This window comes from Bacillus cereus group sp. BfR-BA-01441, from assembly GCF_022663075.1.
Taxonomy (GTDB): domain Bacteria; phylum Bacillota; class Bacilli; order Bacillales; family Bacillaceae_G; genus Bacillus_A; species Bacillus_A cereus.
The window spans coordinates 173190-191958 of the sequence record NZ_JAKUEU010000001.1 but is presented as its reverse complement, the minus strand read 5'-3'; the positions used below and the strand labels follow the sequence as shown (position 1 = coordinate 191958).

The following is an 18769-nucleotide window of genomic DNA, read 5'->3' as shown; positions in this document are numbered from 1 at the left end:
TATAAATATAGAGGGAAATTCCTTAAAGTTTTCTTAATAAAGTTTCACCATGTGAAAAAAACTAACTTGAGCATTAAGCTTGCGGAATGAATAACCAAATAACTTTTTTCTTTATTTTTTGATATTTCTTAAGAACCTATCAAGAAATAAGTGAGTTTTAGGATTTAGAATAAATGTATCTTACAGTAATAAGAGAATTATCTAAATAAATTAGAGTGAGAACAATTAAAGAAAGTATCTTGTGGGGTGCTGCTTTCTTTTAGAATAGGGAATCACATGGGTCAGTTACATGTAATGCAGCGCTGCGCTTCTATGTCACTGAAAAATCCAATGATAAAAAAAGAGGGGGAAGGCATTTTTTATTGAAGTTTGTTAATGATAGATTTTTAACTAGTTAGGGGGGATCGTAAAATAGATTATTAATCTCTTTAATAATTTTTATTTTCCTTATAGTTGGCATGTTCTATTAGAAATTTTAAATTTTGGAAGGAGAATCAATAATTATGGGTAAGAAAAGAAGAATAAGTAATAAGTTATTACTTGTCAGTGCAATTTTTACAATAGCAATTCCTTCAGTCACATATGCGGAGGAAGTAATTTCACCTGAAAATTTTACGAGTTCTTCAAGTTTGTATGAGGGACGGAATACGGAAGTATTGAAAACAAGCTTATATCCTGATACATATAACTATCCGTTTAACTACCAATTTAGTTCGAAATTAAAGGAAGCAAACACAACTATAAAAAAAGTAGACAATAGTGATGATGAAAATCCTGTTATATCTACTACTCTTTCATTTATTCGCCATATGAATAGTGAAGATTATAAATCTGCATTTGATTTAACCTCAAGGTCATTACAGAAAATAATATCCGAAGAATGGTTGAAGAGCTATTGGGAGGGACTGCCAGTTCAATTACAAGCAGGTTCTTTTATAGAAATTGGAGAGGTTACACAAAAAGAGACAAATCCTGTTCATACAAATGTGGAGATTCAATTAGTTTTTGAAAAAATGACTGTACCTTTACTAATTAAACTAGATCCATCCGGAAAAATAGACGATTTTCAACTAAGCATGTCGTTTAGTCCTGTTGCTGAGCGTCCATCATATAGTAAGCCTGAATCATTTGTTGATAAAGAAGTAGTAGTTGGAAGTGGTGCATTTCCATTACCAGGAACATTGTCGGTTCCAAAAGGAAATGGTCCTTTTCCAGCGGTTATTCTTGTTCAAGGATCAGGAGCAACTGATCAGGATGAAACAGCGTTTGCTTTAAAACCATTTCGCGATTTAGCTGAAGGTCTTGCATCGAAGGGAATTGCTGTCCTTCGCTATAATAAACGAACGTATGAACATGGGCTGAAAACACAATTCAGTCCCTTCTATACAGTTGATAAAGAGACAACAGATGATGCTCTTCTTGTAACTCAATTTCTTAAAAATGAGCCTCTAATAAATAAGAATCAAATATATATTCTTGGTCATAGTCAAGGTGGAATGATGCTTCCGAAAATGATTGAAAAAGACCAAAATCAAAATATTGCTGGGGCAATTGTAATGGGTGGGCCAGCTCGTACGATTCAAGACGTTGTTTTAGATCAATTTGAGTATCTTTTTTCTATTGGAGCAATGAACCAGGAGCAATATAAATTCTACAAATCGCAATTTGAATTATTAAATGATCCAAATTTCTCTGGTCAGAATCCTCCAAAAGATTTTTACTTAGGATCAGCAGTATTTTGGGATTCTATTCGGAAAATTAAAGCAGCAGAAATGTCAAAAGAACAAAAGACACCACTTCTTATTATTCAAGGAGAAAGAGACTATCAAGTTCAATCAAAAATCGAAATTCCTCTTTGGAAAGAACAATTAAAAGAACGAAATAACGTTGATTATCGACTATATCCAAAGTTAAATCATTTCTTTACAGAGGGCGATGGGGAAATAAGTAAACCGGATGAATATTATAGTCCTGCTAATATTCCTGAGTATGTTATAAATGATATTGCTGCTTGGGTGCAAGGCAGATCGCAATTAAATTAGCAACCATATGTTTTAATAAAGACTTTCTTTCTGTAATCAAAATAGAAATATTTTTATTAGGTTATATGTTTTTTTTAGCACTCTTTGAAAAGGAGTGCTTTTTTATTTTTCTATGATTTCTATAAAATAATGGACTTGTCTTCCAAATAAAGCGTTATTTGTAACACTGTTATCAAAGCAAAGTGCTCGTGACATTTCCTTGATATTCAAAAACATTAATAACCTATTATGTGAAGTTTTTTGAAAATTTAGGTTTAACATCTTTAAAATAGGTGTATTACATATTACATAACAACTAAATAAGAAAATAAAAAATCTAAGGGAGGAAAAATACGATGCATAAGAATGAAAGAAAACCGGTGGTTTATGAATATCAAAATGAACAGGAAGTAGTTATGAAAGTAAAAGAGCTAGAATTGAAAGGGATTCACCAAGATGACATTTACGTCTTAACACATGAAAAACATATAACAAAAAAGATTGCGGATGATACAAACACAAATACGATTGGAGTAAAAGAACAAGGGTTGGGCACAAGTATTATCAACTTTTTCTCCAAAAAAGGGGACGAGCTCCGAAATCAAATGGAGGAAATGGGGTTGTCGAAGGAGGAAGCTAACTTATATGAAGAAAAACTAGATCAAGGGAGAATTTTACTTCTAGTAACAGATGAAACACTAACGGAGAGTGATAGGCAGCCGCAAAACTATCATTCTCTCTAATAGATTGCAATATCTGATAAATAGATAAGTTAATTATTTTAGGTTGTAGCATGGAAGAAAATAAAAGTAGAGAAGGGTGAGAAAAATGAAACATACAATATTTAAATATGCTGTGATTGGGATTACGACCGGAGTCATGGTATCTCTGTTAAAAAAAGAAAATCGGAAAGCTATACAAACAAAAGGAAAAAGCGTAAAAGACAAACTACAAGAAGGAAACATAAAGGAAACATTAGAGAAGGTAACCGAGACAAGTAAACAATTCTCTGTAACTGCAGCTAATGTTGCAAAACAAACATTACCACAACTGCTTACAGCCACACCAGTTGTGATTTCTACCATTAAAGACTTAACAGAAAACGAAAATAACAAAAAGAAAACAGATGAAAAGGATTACGAAATAAATGAAAATAGTAAGAACTTAGACGGGGAAAAAACGAAAAATGAAAAGAAATATGTGAAAGAAGGGAAAGAAGAGAGTGCCTAGATGTAACTCTAAAAATAGAAAGTGAGGAAAAAAGTATGAAATCTCTGTATGCAATTGATGTAGGAATTGGCTTTACCAAAAGGGCATATCGCCAGGATGTAGATTCTGAGATGACGGTTAAGAGTGAAGCTTCCACACTAGCCCCTGTACCTAATCATGCTGAAAGTGAAGATTTAACAAAGGTAAGTTTTATAGACTTAGACTTTGCATACTACATGGGAAATGAAGCACATCAATCTGACGCTTCATTTCTTCCTCCATTTGACGAAGAAATAGAAAATTATTATGAAAGCGAACGATTTAAACAACAAATATTTGGTTGCATTGCAAAGGATTATAAAGAAAATGTCGTGTTACCTTTAGTTGTTACCGGGCTTCCCATCAGTTGTTTTGGTAGTCAGCATGAGCAATTACAACGTGCACTAAAAAAAGAAACTTCCGTGCAAATTGATGGGAAATTTATTCATATTACGGTGGAAAATGCTTTGATTCTTCAGCAACCGATCGCTTTACATGCCTATTTCTTAAAAGAGGGAATCATTCAGGAACGAGATCGCATCTTAATTATTGATGGCGGATTTCGTACAGTAGAAATGACAGATATGAAACAGAATGTCATTTTAAATCATTATGAGGCGGAACTAGGGTGTAGCAAGCCTTTGAGAAATATTAAGAATATCGTGCAGAATCATGAGGGTGAAAGTAATCAATTGCATATTAACGACATGCCAAACATATTAGAAAAAGGATATGAATGTCGAGAAGAAAATCATGAGGCAAGTCAGGTTCATACTTTGATTCAAAAAGAGTTGGATGCACACTTCCAAGACGTCATGCGTGTATTACAAGAACAATTTAAGTTAGAACAGTATAACACTATTATTTGGACAGGAGGAATAGTAGATCTCCACAAAAAACGAATTGAAAAAATGCAAAGTGAAATTTCTTCTTTCCGTATGGTAGACGCTTCGAAAGAGGCTGCACTCCATGGATACTACATTATTGGGAGTCAAGTATTTGAGGACATCACCAATCAATCTGCATATGAATCTAAATTATAATAACGAATGAAATGGAGTTCGTTGAATAGACGTGCCAAATTATGTAGCTTCTTTTCCACATATAATAAATTCTTTATAAGAAAAGATAAAAAGTGCTTGTATAGAGGAAATGTTTAAAATTGAAAATAAAAATAACTAATATATAGGGGGGGCTTCCTTTTAAAAGAATAAGACCTCCTATGTTATTTATTTTGTAATTTAGATGATCTAAAAATTCTTCCTCCAAGACATGAATACCTACATACAAATTTCGTATTACGGATATGATTCGATCAAACATAAAACTATTTAGAAAGGAAGAATAATATGGAATGCATAAAAATGACGAAATGGAGTTGGTATCATGTGAAAACTAGTGAGCTTGAAAAACTTTCTTCTATAATCCCTCGTGATGTAACATCTTATTTCGCTCAATTTGTAAAGAAAATAAGTTCTCCTTGTGAAAATGGATTATATGTTTATACGTTATCACCAAGTCAAACTTGTGTATATGGTTCGTTTTTATATGATCAAGATAAAAAGGACGCCAAAATTCAAAAATTTCTTCATTATTTTGTAGCTCATGGAATACTGATAACAGTTCAGGAAAAAGAGGAAGAGGATTTCCAAAAATTAATACATAATTTCCCTATGGGTACAAAAAATTGTAATAGTTCCGCTGAAGGATTATGTGCTATCTTATCAATGTTTATATCTCATTATTTGCGAAAGGTTGACTACTTTGAAAACAATTTCAGAAATGTATTATGGGATTTTTATCATCATAATAACATAGCAGTTTTAGAAAGGATTTATCATATTCGTCATGAATTATTTATGAACACACATGTGTTTCGCTTAATACAAGAAGTGTTACAAGGCCTAAAAGAAGCTTGGTTAGAAAAACTAACAAACACCCTTTGTTATAAACAAACACACGTAAAATTAGAGCGTGGATTACAACTTGTTAAAGAGTACCAAGAAGAATTAGACACGATGATTCATTTACAAGAAGTTGTTTCTTCTCATCGTGGGAATGAAATTATGAAAGCTCTTACTGTATTAACTGCTGTGAGTACGCCTTTGACAGCCTTAGGAGCATTATGGGGTATGAATTTTAAATACATGCCTGAACTAGAATGGAAATATAGCTATTTAATCGCTCTCTTATTTATTATTTTCACAACAGCGGGTATGTATATGTATATGCGATTCAAAGGATGGACAGGTGACTTATTACGAGTAAAGAAAAAGAAATCTTTTTTTAAATCTAATTAATCCTGTTTATAAAAAATATGATAGATATATGGTTTTTAATATTTATTAATTGAGATAGCACCATATCCCCATCAAGTTAAAGTTTTGATGTCCTCACAATGATAAAAATGGTGAATATTTATATGAAAGATTAGAGCTCTCCTTCCTGTAGGAGAGCTCTAATCTTTATTTAAAAACTATATCATATACTCTGAAATTTGTCCGGATTCAATTTAGAATATGGCAAAAGAGAACTTGCGATTAAAAACAAGCTCTCTTTAAAAGAAATAACGTAATTGAGATACTTATATAGTAACAATTGTTTTCTTCTAATTCCATATGTCATATGTTGAGAAATAAATTATAAATGGATTGATAAAGCTAAAATGAATGATTGACATAATATTTTGACGATAATATAATGAATCTCGAATTCAAGATAACTTGTAAAGGATTGGAAATTATGAGCGTGATTAACGATGAGAGCTTATCTTTAAAGTTATTTGTTATATTATCAAGGGCAGTACAGTCAATTACTAAGCGTATTGAAGAGGATATAAAAAGTTATGGACTTAATCCAACTGAATTTGCAGTGCTTGAGCTACTGTATAGTAAAGGCGATCAGCCTATACAAAAAATTGGAGACAAAATATTACTTGCAAGTAGTAGTATCACGTATGTAGTGGATAAGTTGGAAAAGAAGAGGTTCTTAATACGAAAACCATGTCCTAAAGACCGCCGTGTCACGTATGCGTCAATTACTTCAGAAGGTATTGAACTAATGGATATTATTTTTCCTCAGCATAAAGAGGCGATTCAGCAAATATTTGGTGGTTTGGACTATACTGAGAAAAAAATGATAATCGAAAAGTTGAAAAAATTAGGGTATTATGCACTAGAACTATAAATCTTTAGAAATATATCTCGAATTAGTAATGTCCTAATTAAATATAATTTAAATAAATAGGAGGAAAAATTAATAAATGGTAGTAAATTTATTATAATACAAAATGAATAAAGCATGTAATTTCAATCGGTATAATATGAAATAAAGTTGTTATGTTAATGTATACATATCGTCCTTTAAATTATAAATCTTTCATAAAGCGGAGAGTGGGTATCAAGAATGGAATTACGTCATTTAGAGTATTTTATTCAAGTTTGTAATAATAATAGTTTCACTAAAGCTGCGGAAGTTCTAGGTATTTCACAGCCGACTTTAAGTCAACAAATACGAGTTTTAGAAGGTGAACTTGATACACCCTTGTTTCATCGAGTTGGAAGAGGTATCAAAATGACAGAAGCGGGTAAGCTGCTATTTGATAAAGGAAAATTTATCATGCAACAATTTGATGACGTTTATAATGAAATTTTTGAATTAAAGGGTGTAAAAAGAGGTGTGATTACTATAGGAGGTTTATTAGAGGATCTTACTTATTTAACACCTTATATTATGAAGTTTCAACAACATTATCCCAACATTGTAGTAAAGATTATAGAATCCGAAGTTGCTGTAAATCAAATTGTTGACAAAAATATTGATTTCGGGATTACACGTAGTGCTCAAATTCCAGACACATTAACAAACACCCTTTTGTATAGTGAAGAGCTCGTCCTTGTAATTCCAAAAAATCATCCTTTGAATGAAAAATCATTTGTTTCTTTTCGAGAATTAGTAGGGCTCAGTAGAGTAATGGTTTCATGTAGTTGTCGTGAATCTATTAAGATATATTGTGAGAGTTTAGGGTTATCTTTATCTGAAGCAAATATAGAAACAAAATCTTCTATTTCTCTATTGAGCCTTGTATACAATGGACATGGTGTTGCCATAATACCTCTTTCACTGGTTAACTTTGTTAATAATGATACTTTGAGCATAGTTCGTATTACTGATCCAACACCAAGTCAAGATATTAATCTTATACACTTTGATGATAAATTTTTAAGTTTTGCAGCACGCATCTTTATGCAGAAGTTAAATGATTCTCAAAAAGTATCAGTGTAATAGAAATAATAATGATCCTAGTGTAACAATTGAAAAAATTAAAATCTATATTAAAGTCGAAGGACAGTGGATTTATATGTGTGGTGTAGTCGATCAAAAAGGGGGATAGGAAAAAAGGACAGACTTTGCAAGGAGAGAAGGCTATCAAAAACAAGTTAAGTTAATCAATCAATTCTTCGGTCTTATCGCATAGTAACAGATTCCATGTAGGGATATACACTGCTATTTTGAATTTATATATCCTTATTGTAGAAAGAAAACCACCGGCATTATACCGGTGGTTTTGATTTAGAAAGCAAAGCAAGTACAACCAATACCCCATTTAGTTCCATCTTTTCCTATTACGGTATGAGTGTGTTGATGGAGAGGGTTACTACAACTATGTAACTTGTTATCATGGGAATCGTGAGAAAGTATAGTGTTGGCTAGGTTAGCACCACCATAACCATAAACGCCCGTCGGTGACCAATCAGGTGATGCTGGCGGCAATTCAGGTGATAAGTTTTTAAATTCATTATTTCCATAAACAACCTGCCCACCCATAATGGTGAGCAATGATTCAAGGTCTTTGATTTCTTCTTCCGGCACAGTAAAGTAGTCAGCAGACAATACAGCAATATCAGCAAACTGACCTACTGCCAGGGTTCCTTTTTTACCTTCATCGCCAGAGAACCACGCACTTCCTTTTGAATATAATTCCAGGGCTACTTTTCTATCAAGTTTATTTTTTTCATCGTATATGGAAAGCCCACCAATGGTTTTTCCAGCAACCATCCAGTAAAGAGCAACCCAAGGGTTATAGCTGGAAACCCTGGTTGCATCACTACCGGCGCCAACAGGTATACCAAGGTCTAACATACGATAAATCGGAGGAGTATGCTTTGCAGCTTCCTTTCCGTATAAGTCAACAAAGTATTCACCTTGAAAAGCCATGCGGTCTTGGATGGCAATACCGCCATTTAAAGCCTTAACACGTTCCATACTACGATCTGAGATTGTTTCTGCATGATCAAACCACCAGCGTAGCCCATTAAAAGGAATTTCTCTGTTAACTTCCTCAAATACATTTAAGAAACGTGTGATTGACTCGTCATAAGTTGCATGTAAACGGAATGGCCAACGGTTTTCCACCAATAGAGAAATTACTTTCTTTAAGTCGGCTTCCATTACTGTAGCTAGTTCGGGCCGTGGCATTTGAAATTTTTCAAAATCGGCTGCCGAGAATACTAACATTTCTCCGGCACCATTCATTTTATACTTATCATTTCCTTGACCGGGAGAAACAATTTTTGCCCATGAAGCAAAGTCTTCATATTCATGATTAGGATTTTGCGTAAATAGATTATAAGCAATACGCAAAGTTAATTGTTCCTTCTCGGCTAAATGTTCAACAACTTTGTAGTCATCAGGGTAATTTTGGAAACCACCACCTGCGTCGATGGCACTTGTAATACCTAATCTATTTAATTCACGCATAAAATGGCGAGTTGAGTTAATCTGGTCGTCAAGATTAAGTACTGGAGCTTTACCCAAACTTGAATAAAGAATAGAAGCGTTAGGGTTAGCAATTAAAAGGCCCGTTGGATTACCTCTTTTATCCCGCTGAATTAAACAGCCTGGAGGGTCTGGGGTATCTTTCGTGTATCCCAGTGCACGTAGCCCTGCACGATTTACAAGTGCTCTATCGTAAAGATGTAGCACAAAGACAGGCGTGTCTTCAGAAACAGCATTAATCTCTTCTAATGTTGGCATCCGTCTCTCTTTAAATTGAAATTCAGACCAACCTCCAACTACTCTTACCCACTGAGGAGCAGGTGTACGCCTTGCCTGTTCTTTGAGCATTTCTAGAGCAATAAAAAGTGATGGCACGCCTTCCCAACGTAATTCCATATTATAATGCAGACCACCACGAATCACGTGTATATGGGAGTCATTCAGGCCTGGAATAGCTCTCTTTCTTTTAAGGTCTATTTTTTTTGTTTTTTCCGTGGCACTATTAAGAAGCTCATCTCCACCTACTGCAGTGACTAAACCATCAGTTATGGCGATAGCAGATACCTCAGGCTGAGAAGGGTCAAGGGTAGTAATTTTTCCGTTATATAAGATCATATCCGGTAAATTCATGTTCACACCTCGTCTACTTTCTATTATTTTGTAACCATGGATGAAATAATTTACCGAAAATCGGCATGACTACCCATGATAGCAAGGACACTATACATACAGAAACAAAAAAAGCTGACATAATAGGATTCATATGTTTTATAATAGGTCCTATCACTTTAGGAACTAACATGCTAAGAGGCCATACACCCAGAAGGGTAACGATAGACATTTTCCATTTTGGCGGTGGAACTGGCGTTTTCGGAGTAACAAACCAATAAGCCAAACTGCTTTCAGTTTTGTAAGTTGGATTAGTGGCTTGAAATTGCTCCGCCGTTTTTAACAAATCCCGGCGAACATCTGATTCTTGCCAAGTACGTAGATGCTCATACGTATCAAAGCGAAAAATAACAGTATACTCTCTGGATTCGTTACTTGGGACTATTAGATTTACACCTAAATGTCCTGGGAATTTAGTAGCCGCAGCCTCAATTTCATGTCTCCATGTTTCAAACTGTTTTTCTCTACCTTCTTGAATTTCCCATGTAACAATGGTTGTTACTGGATTGCCAGCATCCATCGTGTTCCCTGTATAAGTCTCTTCGACAGCTACTCCTTCTTGTTTCATATTTTCCTGCTTGGAAGCGCGCCATGCACCATAGTATATGCGTATTCTACACCTTGACCATAAGCACCAGTGTGTTCCTTTACAATCTCCATTACAGCATCATAAGTGTCTTTGTGTGCCCAGTCACGTTGGTATTCAAGTAAAACTTGAATTGCTGTCACTGGAATTGCACCAGCTTGTTCTACACGACGCATAGCAGCGTTATGTGCTGTCAAACTAGTACCACCTGAAGCATCATCAACTGCATATACCTCATAGCCAGCTTTAATTGCTTCAAGCACAGGGAATGCAAGGCAAACTTCAGTCCAAAGTGCTGCAAATATTAATTTCTTTCTACCGGTTGCTTTAACTGCCTCAACAAATTTCGGATCTTCCCAAGAGTTCATTGAACTACGTTCTATAATTTCATGGTTTGGGAATATATCAAGAATTTGTGGCCAAAAATAACCAGAAAAGCTGCGTGTTTCAACTGTAGTAAGAATAGTAGGTACGTTAAAAGTTTTTGCTGATTTAGCAAGTAGCATAACGTTATTAATCAATGTTTGTCTATCAATACTTGCAACTCCAAAAGTCATTTGAGGTTGAAAATCAATTAAAATTAAGGCACTGTTCTCCGGATTTAACAATTCTAAATTACTCATAATAAAACGCTCCTTTTTCAATTGTTTATTGAAAGTAATGTATCTTCTGTCAATTGAAGCTCTACTATACTTTTTAATTTAAATTTAGTGCTGATTTAATCAGCACTAAATTTATACTATCTACTTTAAAAAAGGTGATTTAAAGCTATTTCCTTGAGATACATTTATGCATTTTGTTTACTAAGATCTCGCTGAGCTCCTCTATAGCTTCCAATTATATTTTGATAGCCTGGAAGATTGCTAGCAAGCAAATTGCCAAAACCTTCGACATCGTTGCGCCAATCGCGTTGTAATTCGCAAGCTACGCTAAACCAGTTCATAAGTTGCACGCCACTATGTGCCATACGTGTATTGGCAGCATCTGCAACTTGTTTACTGAAAGTTCCTGAAGCATCAGTAACAGCAAATACTTCATATCCAGCTTTTATAGCGGAAAGTGCCGGGAAAGCAACACAAACGTCCGTAACTACGCCTGCGATGATAAGTTGTTTTTTTCCAGTTTCTTCGATTGCTTTTACAAAATCATCATTATCCCATGCGTTGATTTGTCCAGGTCGAGCTATTTTTGGTGCATGAGGAAAGAGATCAACCAATTCTTGCATTAAAGGTCCATTAGGCCCGTTTTCAAAACTTGTTGTTAAAATAACTGGTAAATTAAAAAACTTAGCAGTATGAGCAAGAGCTAAAACATTGTTCTTGAATTCATCAACACCATAGTCACGTACTAGTCCGGACATAAGACCAGTTTGATGATCTACTAAAAGCACAACAGCATCATCTTTGTTAATACGAGAATAGAGATCAGTCATTATGTATTCCTCCTAAAAATTAAGTAATCGAAGAAAGTTTAAATAGTCGGATACTATCATAAGTTTCTTCGTTTATAACTAAGCTGACCAATAATATTGGTTATAGCAGCATTCACAGAACATGAAGTGCTATACAAATTTATAGTATTTGAAAACTGATTCGTTAATCAATTCTAAATTATCTATAATTCGTATAGGTCGTAACTATAGTTGTTTTCACTATAAAATAGATTGGTTTTACCTATACATCCTATAGATAGAACGATATTGATAGTCACCTATTTTTGTTATTACAATTGAATAGGAGTAATGTTCAGTAATTATTTTATGATGCAAAAGGTATTAGAGGGGGGATTGTTCCAAAAGGAGAAAATGAATGCATTGGAACAATAGAGTTTCATACTTAGAATTCACAACATAAACGTGCATGAATAGGTTATGACGTTCATCCAGATTATTGAAGAAAAGGATACATATTGGAATATTTTTGGGAGGTAGAAGCATGGCTAAAATTACTGTAGGAACCGAAAAGCAAGAACCAATTGAGATATATTATGAGGATCATGGCACAGGAAAACCAGTTGTACTCATTCATGGTTGGCCGTTAAGTGGTCGATCTTGGGAATACCAAGTTCCCGCTCTTGTTGAGGCTGGATACAGAGTTATAACATATGATCGTCGAGGATTTGGACAATCATCTCAGCCGTGGGAAGGGTATGAATATGATACCTTTACTTCTGATTTACATCAACTATTAGAACATTTAGAGCTTCAAAATGTCACACTTGTTGGTTTTTCTATGGGTGGAGGCGAAGTAGCCCGGTATATTAGTACGTATGGAACAGATCGTATTGAAAAGGCTGTTTTTGCTGGGGCAGTTCCTCCGTATTTATACAAATCAGAGGATCATCCTGAAGGGGCCTTAGATGATGCAACAATTGAAGCATTCAAAAGTGGTGTGATAAATGACCGCCTTGCATTTCTTGATGAATTTACTAAGGGATTTTTCGCGGCTGGTAATCGAACAGATTTAGTTAGTGAGCCATTCCGTTTATATAATTGGGATATTGCAGCCAGTGCATCACCTAAAGGAACACTTGATTGTATTACCGCCTTTAGTAAGACAGATTTTAGAAAAGACTTGGAGAAGTTTAATATACCTACTCTTATTATTCACGGTGATTCTGATGCAACTGTACCATATGAATATAGTGGGAAATTAACACATGAAGCAATTCCTAATTCTAAAGTAGCCTTAATAAAGGGTGGTCCACATGGGCTAAATGCAACGCATGCTAAAGAATTTAATGAAGCACTCCTATTATTTTTAAAGGACTGATTACAACTATATAATTGTTAATTGATAAATTATAAACAAGTAAAAATAAATCTAAAAAAAGATGCTCTTGGATAAATCCAGGAGCATCTTTTTAAATGGTGGTATTGATATGTTAGGTTGATAAATCTTCATTAGTTTCGAATTGAATATTCTTCTTAACAGCAAAAATTTATTGATTAGAGTTTTTTAGGTCTTTTAGATGTATTGCTATATTACTATCAAGATAATATTTTGAATAATCCTCAAAACAAAGAAATATACATTTTTTTGAGGAAGAAATATCTTGTCAGAAAACAATAAAATCTTATTAATTTTTATAATTGGTAGAATTTTTATGGAAATAATTCTCTTAATATATTAAAATAACATCGTATTATGTCAGATTTTAATTAGGGGAGAGAAATTTTATGTTGAAAAAAATTATTCCAGTTGCTTTAGCATTAAGTACAGTTACTTTTACTAGTGTATTTGCTGCGCCTTCAATCCAAGCAAGTACAGAACAAAATCGCTACATAGATGTACAAATGCTCGGTATTAACGATTTTCATGGGCAACTAGACACTGTAAAAAAAATTAACAATAAAGATGCAGGGGGAATTGAGTACTTAGGGGCTTATTTACGTGATCGTGAAAAACAAAATCCAAATACATTAAAGGTACATGCTGGAGATGTTGTTGGAGCAAGTACTCCTGTTTCAGCATTATTACAAGACGAACCTACAATTGAATTTCTAAATGATTTGAAATTCGATGTTGGAACGATAGGAAATCATGAATTTGATGAAGGTGTTGAAGAAATGAACCGCCTTATTTATGGTGGATACCATGAGAAAACAGGGAATTTTAAAGGAGCAAAATTCCCATATGTTGCTGCAAATTTCTATAATAAATCCACCGGTCGTTTATTTTTACCACCATTCACTATAAAAAAGGTACAAGGAGTTCCTGTTGGCTTTATCGGAGTCGTAACAACGGATGTTCCTAACCTTGTTATGCCTACTATGCTAAAGAATGTAGAAATTACAGATGAAGTTGAAGCTATTAACAAATCCGTAAAGCAATTAAAAAAACTAGGCGTTAAATCTATCGTTGTTCTTGCACATAACGGAGGTATAACAGATGGGAACGGCGTAACAAATGGTGATATCGTCCGATTAGCAAATGAGACTGATCCAGAAGTCGATGTTATTTTTGGTGGCCATAGCCACACCTATGTAAATGGAACTGTTAATAATAAACTTGTCGTACAAGCAAATTCTTATGGTATGGCTTTTGCTGATGTTGATGTAAAGATTGATCGTAAGACACAAGATATTGTTGAGAAAAAAGCAGAAATTGTTACAACTTATCATGAAGGCATAGAGCCTGATAAAAAAATAAAGAAGAAGATGGAGAAATATCAAGCAAAAATCGCACCTCTTGTTAATGAAGTTGTAGGTAAGTCTATCGCTCCACTAGATCGCAAACAAAATATGGCTGGTGAATCTACTCTTGGAAATTTAGTTGCTGATGCTCAGCGTACAACAATGCAATCCCAAATTGCACTTATGAATCCTGGTGGTATTCGTAATGACTTAGATGCTGGTGATATTACATGGGGAGAGATATATGGTATTCAACCATTCGGAAATCAATTAATAAAAGTAAATTTAACAGGTCAAGACATTCGTGATATTTTAAATCAACAATGGCAAAAAGACATAACAAGAATGCTTCAAATTTCAGGTATCCAATACACTTGGGATGCGAACAAGCCTAATGGAGAAAAAGTAACAAGTATTCGCTTAACAAATGGAGAAGAAATTATTCCTTCTAAAACTTACAGCGTCGTTGCGAACGCATTTCTAGCTTCAGGTGGAGATGGATTTGTATCCTTTAAAAACGGTAAAGATGCTGAAACAGGACCAACTGATTTTGAAGCATTAGTAGATTATATAAAAAAATCAAAAGAACCAATTCAGTCTATTATTGATGGAAGAATTCAAAAGATAAATTAGTTTTTTATTAATCTCAAAAACAACTAGATTACCTGTGCGCTATACTCTTTAGTGTGCAGGTAATCTATTTTTTTGATTTGAAATAGTCTAACTGTGGCCAATGGGTATACCGTCTAGATGCAGAGTGCCGAAAAAAATGAAGTGAACAAAAAATAACCCCTAAATTAACTCTATGATAAAGAGACTACAAACAATCAAAATTTGGAACTTCATATTAACCATATATTAACTACGTTAATAATACATACTGAAATTGAATACTTTAGATAACATCATTTATAACGAATATCTGTACATTATAATGTTATGCAATGAGGAATTTACAATACAATGAATTGAAGCTTATTTAGTTTTATATTCGTATAAGTGAATTAAGAATTTCTTAAGAACCTATTAAGAAATAAGTGAGTTTTAGGAACTAGAATAAATGTATCTTAACAGTAATAAGAAAATGAATGTTTTAAATGGAAGTTGGCAGAGTATGTCAAAAAGCTATAAGTAAATATTTCAGGAGGTTTTTTATGAAAAAGAAAATAATTATTGCAATTGTTGTTTCTGCTATAACAATGACTCATTTTGTAGGAAATACTTATGCAGATTCGAAAACAGAGGTTTCTGTTACAGCTCCCTATAATACAAATCAAATAGCGAAATGGTTAGAAGCACATGCAAAGCCTTTAAAAACAACTAATCCAACTGCATCTCTTAATGATTTGAAACCACTTAAGGATATGGTAGGTTCAGCTTCAATTGTAGGTTTAGGTGAAGCTACGCATGGGGCTCATGAAGTTTTTACGATGAAACACCGCATTGTTAAGTATTTAGTATCTGAAAAGGGCTTTACCAATCTAGTTTTAGAAGAGGGATGGGACAGGGCCTTGGAACTTGATCGATATGTTCTTACTGGTAAGGGAAACCCAAGCCAACATCTAACACCTGTATTTAAGACGAAAGAAATGCTAGATTTACTTGATTGGATTCGGCAATATAATGCTAATCCAAAACATAAACCGAAAGTACGTGTCATCGGGATGGACATTCAATCAGTAAACGAAAATGTTTATAATAATATAATAGAATATATTAAAGCGAACAATTCAAAACTGTTGCCTAGAGTAGAAGAGAAGATAAAAGGGCTTATTCCTGTAACAAAGGATATGAATACTTTTGAAAGCCTTACGAAAGAAGAAAAAGAAAAGTATGTTTTAGATGCTAAACAAATTAGTGCTTTATTAGAGGAAAATAAAAGTCATTTAAATGGGAAATCTAAAGAGTTCGTATGGATAAAGCAAAATGCTCGTATTATTGAACAGTTTACTACAATGTTAGCGACACCTCCTGATAAACCAGCGGATTTTTATTTGAAACATGATATTGCAATGTATGAAAATGCGAAGTGGACTGAAGAACATTTAGGAAAAACCATTGTATGGGGACATAATGGACACGTTTCGAAAACAAATATGCTTTCTTTTATATACCCTAAAGTAGCAGGGCAGCATTTAGCAGAATATTACGGAAAACGGTACGTATCTATTGGAACGTCAGTTTATGAAGGACAATACAATGTGAAGAATAGCAATGGTGAATTTGGCCCCTATGGAACATTAAAATCGGATGATCCAAACAGTTATAACTACATCTTTGGACAAGTTAAAAAAGATCAATTTTTTATTGATTTACGTAAGGCGAACGGCGTGACAAAAACTTGGTTAAACGAACAACATCCAATTTTCGCTGGAATAACTACCGAAGGGCCTGATATACCAAAAACTGTTGATATATCATTAGGTAAAGCGTTTGATATACTTGTTCAAATTCAAAAAGTGAGTCCATCTCAAGTACATCAATAAATTTAGAATCATGTGCCTTAATGACAAATTTCATAGTGTTTCATATAACACAATGAAATTTGTTTTATATAGCAAGAAGAATAATCGCATTAGAAAAAATCAGCAGTTTAACCTGTTAAGAGTAAAACGAATCTTACAATATGTAAAGCGCAAAAACACTGAAGCGAAAAGTATCGGTGTTTTTTGCGCTTTCGGGCACAGATGCTACTTCAACCCTAGTGTACAAGTAATTTTGAATGTAAGGAATTTGTAAGGAATAGGTAAGAAAAAAGAGATTTTCATTGTGTAGGATAAAAATATAAGGAGGCGTGAAGGGGGGAACAATTACGGCCTACATATAAAACAAACAATCAGTAACAAGAGTGTTTTGTGAAAATAATGAGTACAATGATTGCAAATGCATTGTTGCCTTTTCATCATTTGGAGAATGGATAGCTGTGTGGTTCGTATATGACACTTCTATCAACTATCTATACAATTTTAATAGAAGAGAGGAATTCTTTATGAAAACACGCAGTAAAATTACATGTGCAAGTCTAGCACTTTTAATAGGTGGAAGTTCCCTGTTATACATAACACCAACATCAGTTGTAAAAGCAGAACCTACGCAAAATGTATCTAGTTCGTTACAAACAAGTACGCAAAGCGATCGTACTTCCGTTAAGAAAGCAATGCGAGATGAACTGCAACTTGGATACCCGGGAATACTCGCTAAAATTTCTAAGGGGGGTAAAACTTGGAGTTATACAGCTGGGGTAGCGGATCTGAAAACTAAGAAACCAATGAAAGCAGATTTTCGCTTTCGCATTGGCAGTGTGACGAAAACATTCATTGCAACAGTTCTACTTCAATTATCTGGAGAGAACCGTTTGAATCTAGACGACTCCATTGAAAAATGGTTACCTGGTGTTATTCAAGGAAACGGATATGATGGTAACCAGATTACGATCCGGCAAATATTGAATCATACAAGTGGTATTGCTGACTATATAAATTCAAAAGACTTTGATATTACGGATATAAAAAAATCGTATACGGCTGAAGAATTTGTAAAGATGGGGATTTCACTTCCCCCAGACTTTGCCCCAGGAAAGGGTTGGTCTTATTCAAATACAGGATATGTAATACTAGGAATCCTTATTGAAAAAGTAACAGGAAACAGCTATGCGGAAGAGGTTGAAAATCGGATTATTGAACCGCTTGATTTGTCAAATACATTTCTACCTGGTAATTCAAGCGTGATTCCAGGCACCAAGCATGCCCGTGGCTATTTGCAACTAGACGGAGCGAGTGAGCTAAAAGACGTTACTTATATTAACCCAGGTAGCTCGGATGGAGATATGATTTCCACTGCTGACGACTTAAACAAATTCTTCTCTTACTTACTAGGTGGCAAATTACTGAAGGAACAGCAGTTAAAACAAATGCTTACTACAGTTCCTACAAATAGAGAGGGAACCGGATATGGTCTTGGAATACTTGAAATTAAGCTTCCGAACGGTGTCTCGGTATGGGGACACAGGGGGGGCGTTCCAGGGTTTTCCACTTTTGCTGGTGGAACACTTGGAGGTAAACATACACTCGCTATCAATTCGAACAGTTTAAACATTAATAACCCGGAAGTTTTTAAAAACATTTTACTTGCTGAATTTAGCAAGTAGGAAAAACGGATAAATTTTGTCATTTGTAATTTCCATCGGAATGGATTACCGCTTGAAATGAGTATAGAGGGATTAAGTATCTAGAAACAATCAAGCCAATCATGAAGGATGGCTAAGTAAAAGAATTTGTTTATACATTGGCCAATTAAAAGAGCAACAGATATAATGAGTGATTAGTATGTATC

At 34.2% G+C, this 18769-nt stretch carries 15 protein-coding genes; 11 read left to right on the top strand and 4 right to left on the bottom strand.

Going from position 1 to position 18769, the window contains the following annotated elements:
• The first annotated feature begins 503 nt into the window (after nt 1-503).
• From MR107_RS00895 to MR107_RS00865, 7 genes are all read left to right on the top strand, one after another.
• Entirely contained in the window at nt 504-2042 is a 1539-nt protein-coding gene (locus MR107_RS00895; protein WP_242291991.1) for an alpha/beta hydrolase, read from the top strand.
• Between the two features lie 335 nt (nt 2043-2377).
• The gene (locus MR107_RS00890) at nt 2378-2764 is read left to right on the top strand and encodes a YflT domain-containing protein (protein ID WP_048657111.1); all 387 of its coding nucleotides are present in this window, start codon (nt 2378-2380) and stop codon (nt 2762-2764) included.
• Nucleotides 2765-2849: 85 nt separating this feature from the next.
• Entirely contained in the window at nt 2850-3251 is a 402-nt protein-coding gene (locus MR107_RS00885; RefSeq protein ID WP_063245393.1) for a hypothetical protein, read from the top strand.
• A gap of 35 nt (nt 3252-3286) precedes the next feature.
• Nucleotides 3287-4312, top strand: coding sequence for a ParM/StbA family protein (locus MR107_RS00880; protein WP_048657110.1), 1026 nt, complete (start codon nt 3287-3289; stop codon nt 4310-4312).
• Between the two features lie 306 nt (nt 4313-4618).
• Entirely contained in the window at nt 4619-5569 is a 951-nt protein-coding gene (locus tag MR107_RS00875; protein ID WP_000388925.1) for a magnesium transporter CorA family protein, read from the top strand.
• A gap of 442 nt (nt 5570-6011) precedes the next feature.
• Entirely contained in the window at nt 6012-6455 is a 444-nt protein-coding gene (locus tag MR107_RS00870) for a MarR family winged helix-turn-helix transcriptional regulator (RefSeq protein ID WP_000111425.1), read from the top strand.
• Nucleotides 6456-6674: 219 nt separating this feature from the next.
• Entirely contained in the window at nt 6675-7553 is an 879-nt protein-coding gene (locus MR107_RS00865; protein WP_000423188.1) for a LysR family transcriptional regulator, read from the top strand.
• Nucleotides 7554-7841: 288 nt separating this feature from the next.
• On the opposite strand, the gene MR107_RS00860 is transcribed toward MR107_RS00865, so the two are convergent.
• The 4 genes from MR107_RS00860 to ycaC all read right to left on the bottom strand — a co-directional run bounded on the left by MR107_RS00860 (nt 7842) and on the right by ycaC (nt 11734).
• Nucleotides 7842-9677: an amidohydrolase gene (locus MR107_RS00860; RefSeq protein ID WP_001052854.1), complete on the bottom strand. Its 1836-nt coding sequence runs from the start codon at nt 9675-9677 to the stop codon at nt 7842-7844.
• 13 nt (nt 9678-9690) lie between these two features.
• Nucleotides 9691-10284 (bottom strand): antibiotic biosynthesis monooxygenase, encoded by a 594-nt coding sequence (locus tag MR107_RS00855; RefSeq protein ID WP_000806860.1) that lies wholly within the window; start codon nt 10282-10284, stop codon nt 9691-9693.
• Complete coding sequence (locus tag MR107_RS00850; RefSeq protein WP_000067162.1) at nt 10281-10925, bottom strand: hydrolase; 645 nt, start codon at nt 10923-10925, stop codon at nt 10281-10283. The genes MR107_RS00855 and MR107_RS00850 overlap by 4 nt, the downstream gene beginning before the upstream one ends.
• Before the next feature lie 164 nt (nt 10926-11089).
• Complete coding sequence (gene ycaC, locus MR107_RS00845; protein WP_000131227.1) at nt 11090-11734, bottom strand: isochorismate family cysteine hydrolase YcaC; 645 nt, start codon at nt 11732-11734, stop codon at nt 11090-11092.
• A 502-nt stretch (nt 11735-12236) separates the two neighbouring features.
• Between ycaC and MR107_RS00840 the strand changes: the two genes are divergently transcribed.
• The 4 genes from MR107_RS00840 to MR107_RS00825 all read left to right on the top strand — a co-directional run bounded on the left by MR107_RS00840 (nt 12237) and on the right by MR107_RS00825 (nt 18584).
• Nucleotides 12237-13073 carry a bromoperoxidase gene (locus MR107_RS00840; protein ID WP_001074300.1) on the top strand — a complete coding sequence of 279 codons (837 nt, stop codon included), beginning with the start codon at nt 12237-12239 and terminating at the stop codon, nt 13071-13073.
• 407 nt (nt 13074-13480) lie between these two features.
• Nucleotides 13481-15070 (top strand): bifunctional metallophosphatase/5'-nucleotidase, encoded by a 1590-nt coding sequence (locus MR107_RS00835; RefSeq protein WP_000913780.1) that lies wholly within the window; start codon nt 13481-13483, stop codon nt 15068-15070.
• 521 nt (nt 15071-15591) lie between these two features.
• A complete protein-coding gene (locus tag MR107_RS00830; protein WP_017657506.1) occupies nt 15592-16923 on the top strand; it encodes an erythromycin esterase family protein in 1332 nt (443 codons plus the stop codon).
• A 503-nt stretch (nt 16924-17426) separates the two neighbouring features.
• On the top strand, nt 17427-18584 hold the full coding sequence (locus MR107_RS00825) for a serine hydrolase domain-containing protein (RefSeq protein ID WP_000857805.1): 1158 nt from the start codon (nt 17427-17429) through the stop codon (nt 18582-18584).
• Nucleotides 18585-18769 lie beyond the last annotated feature (185 nt).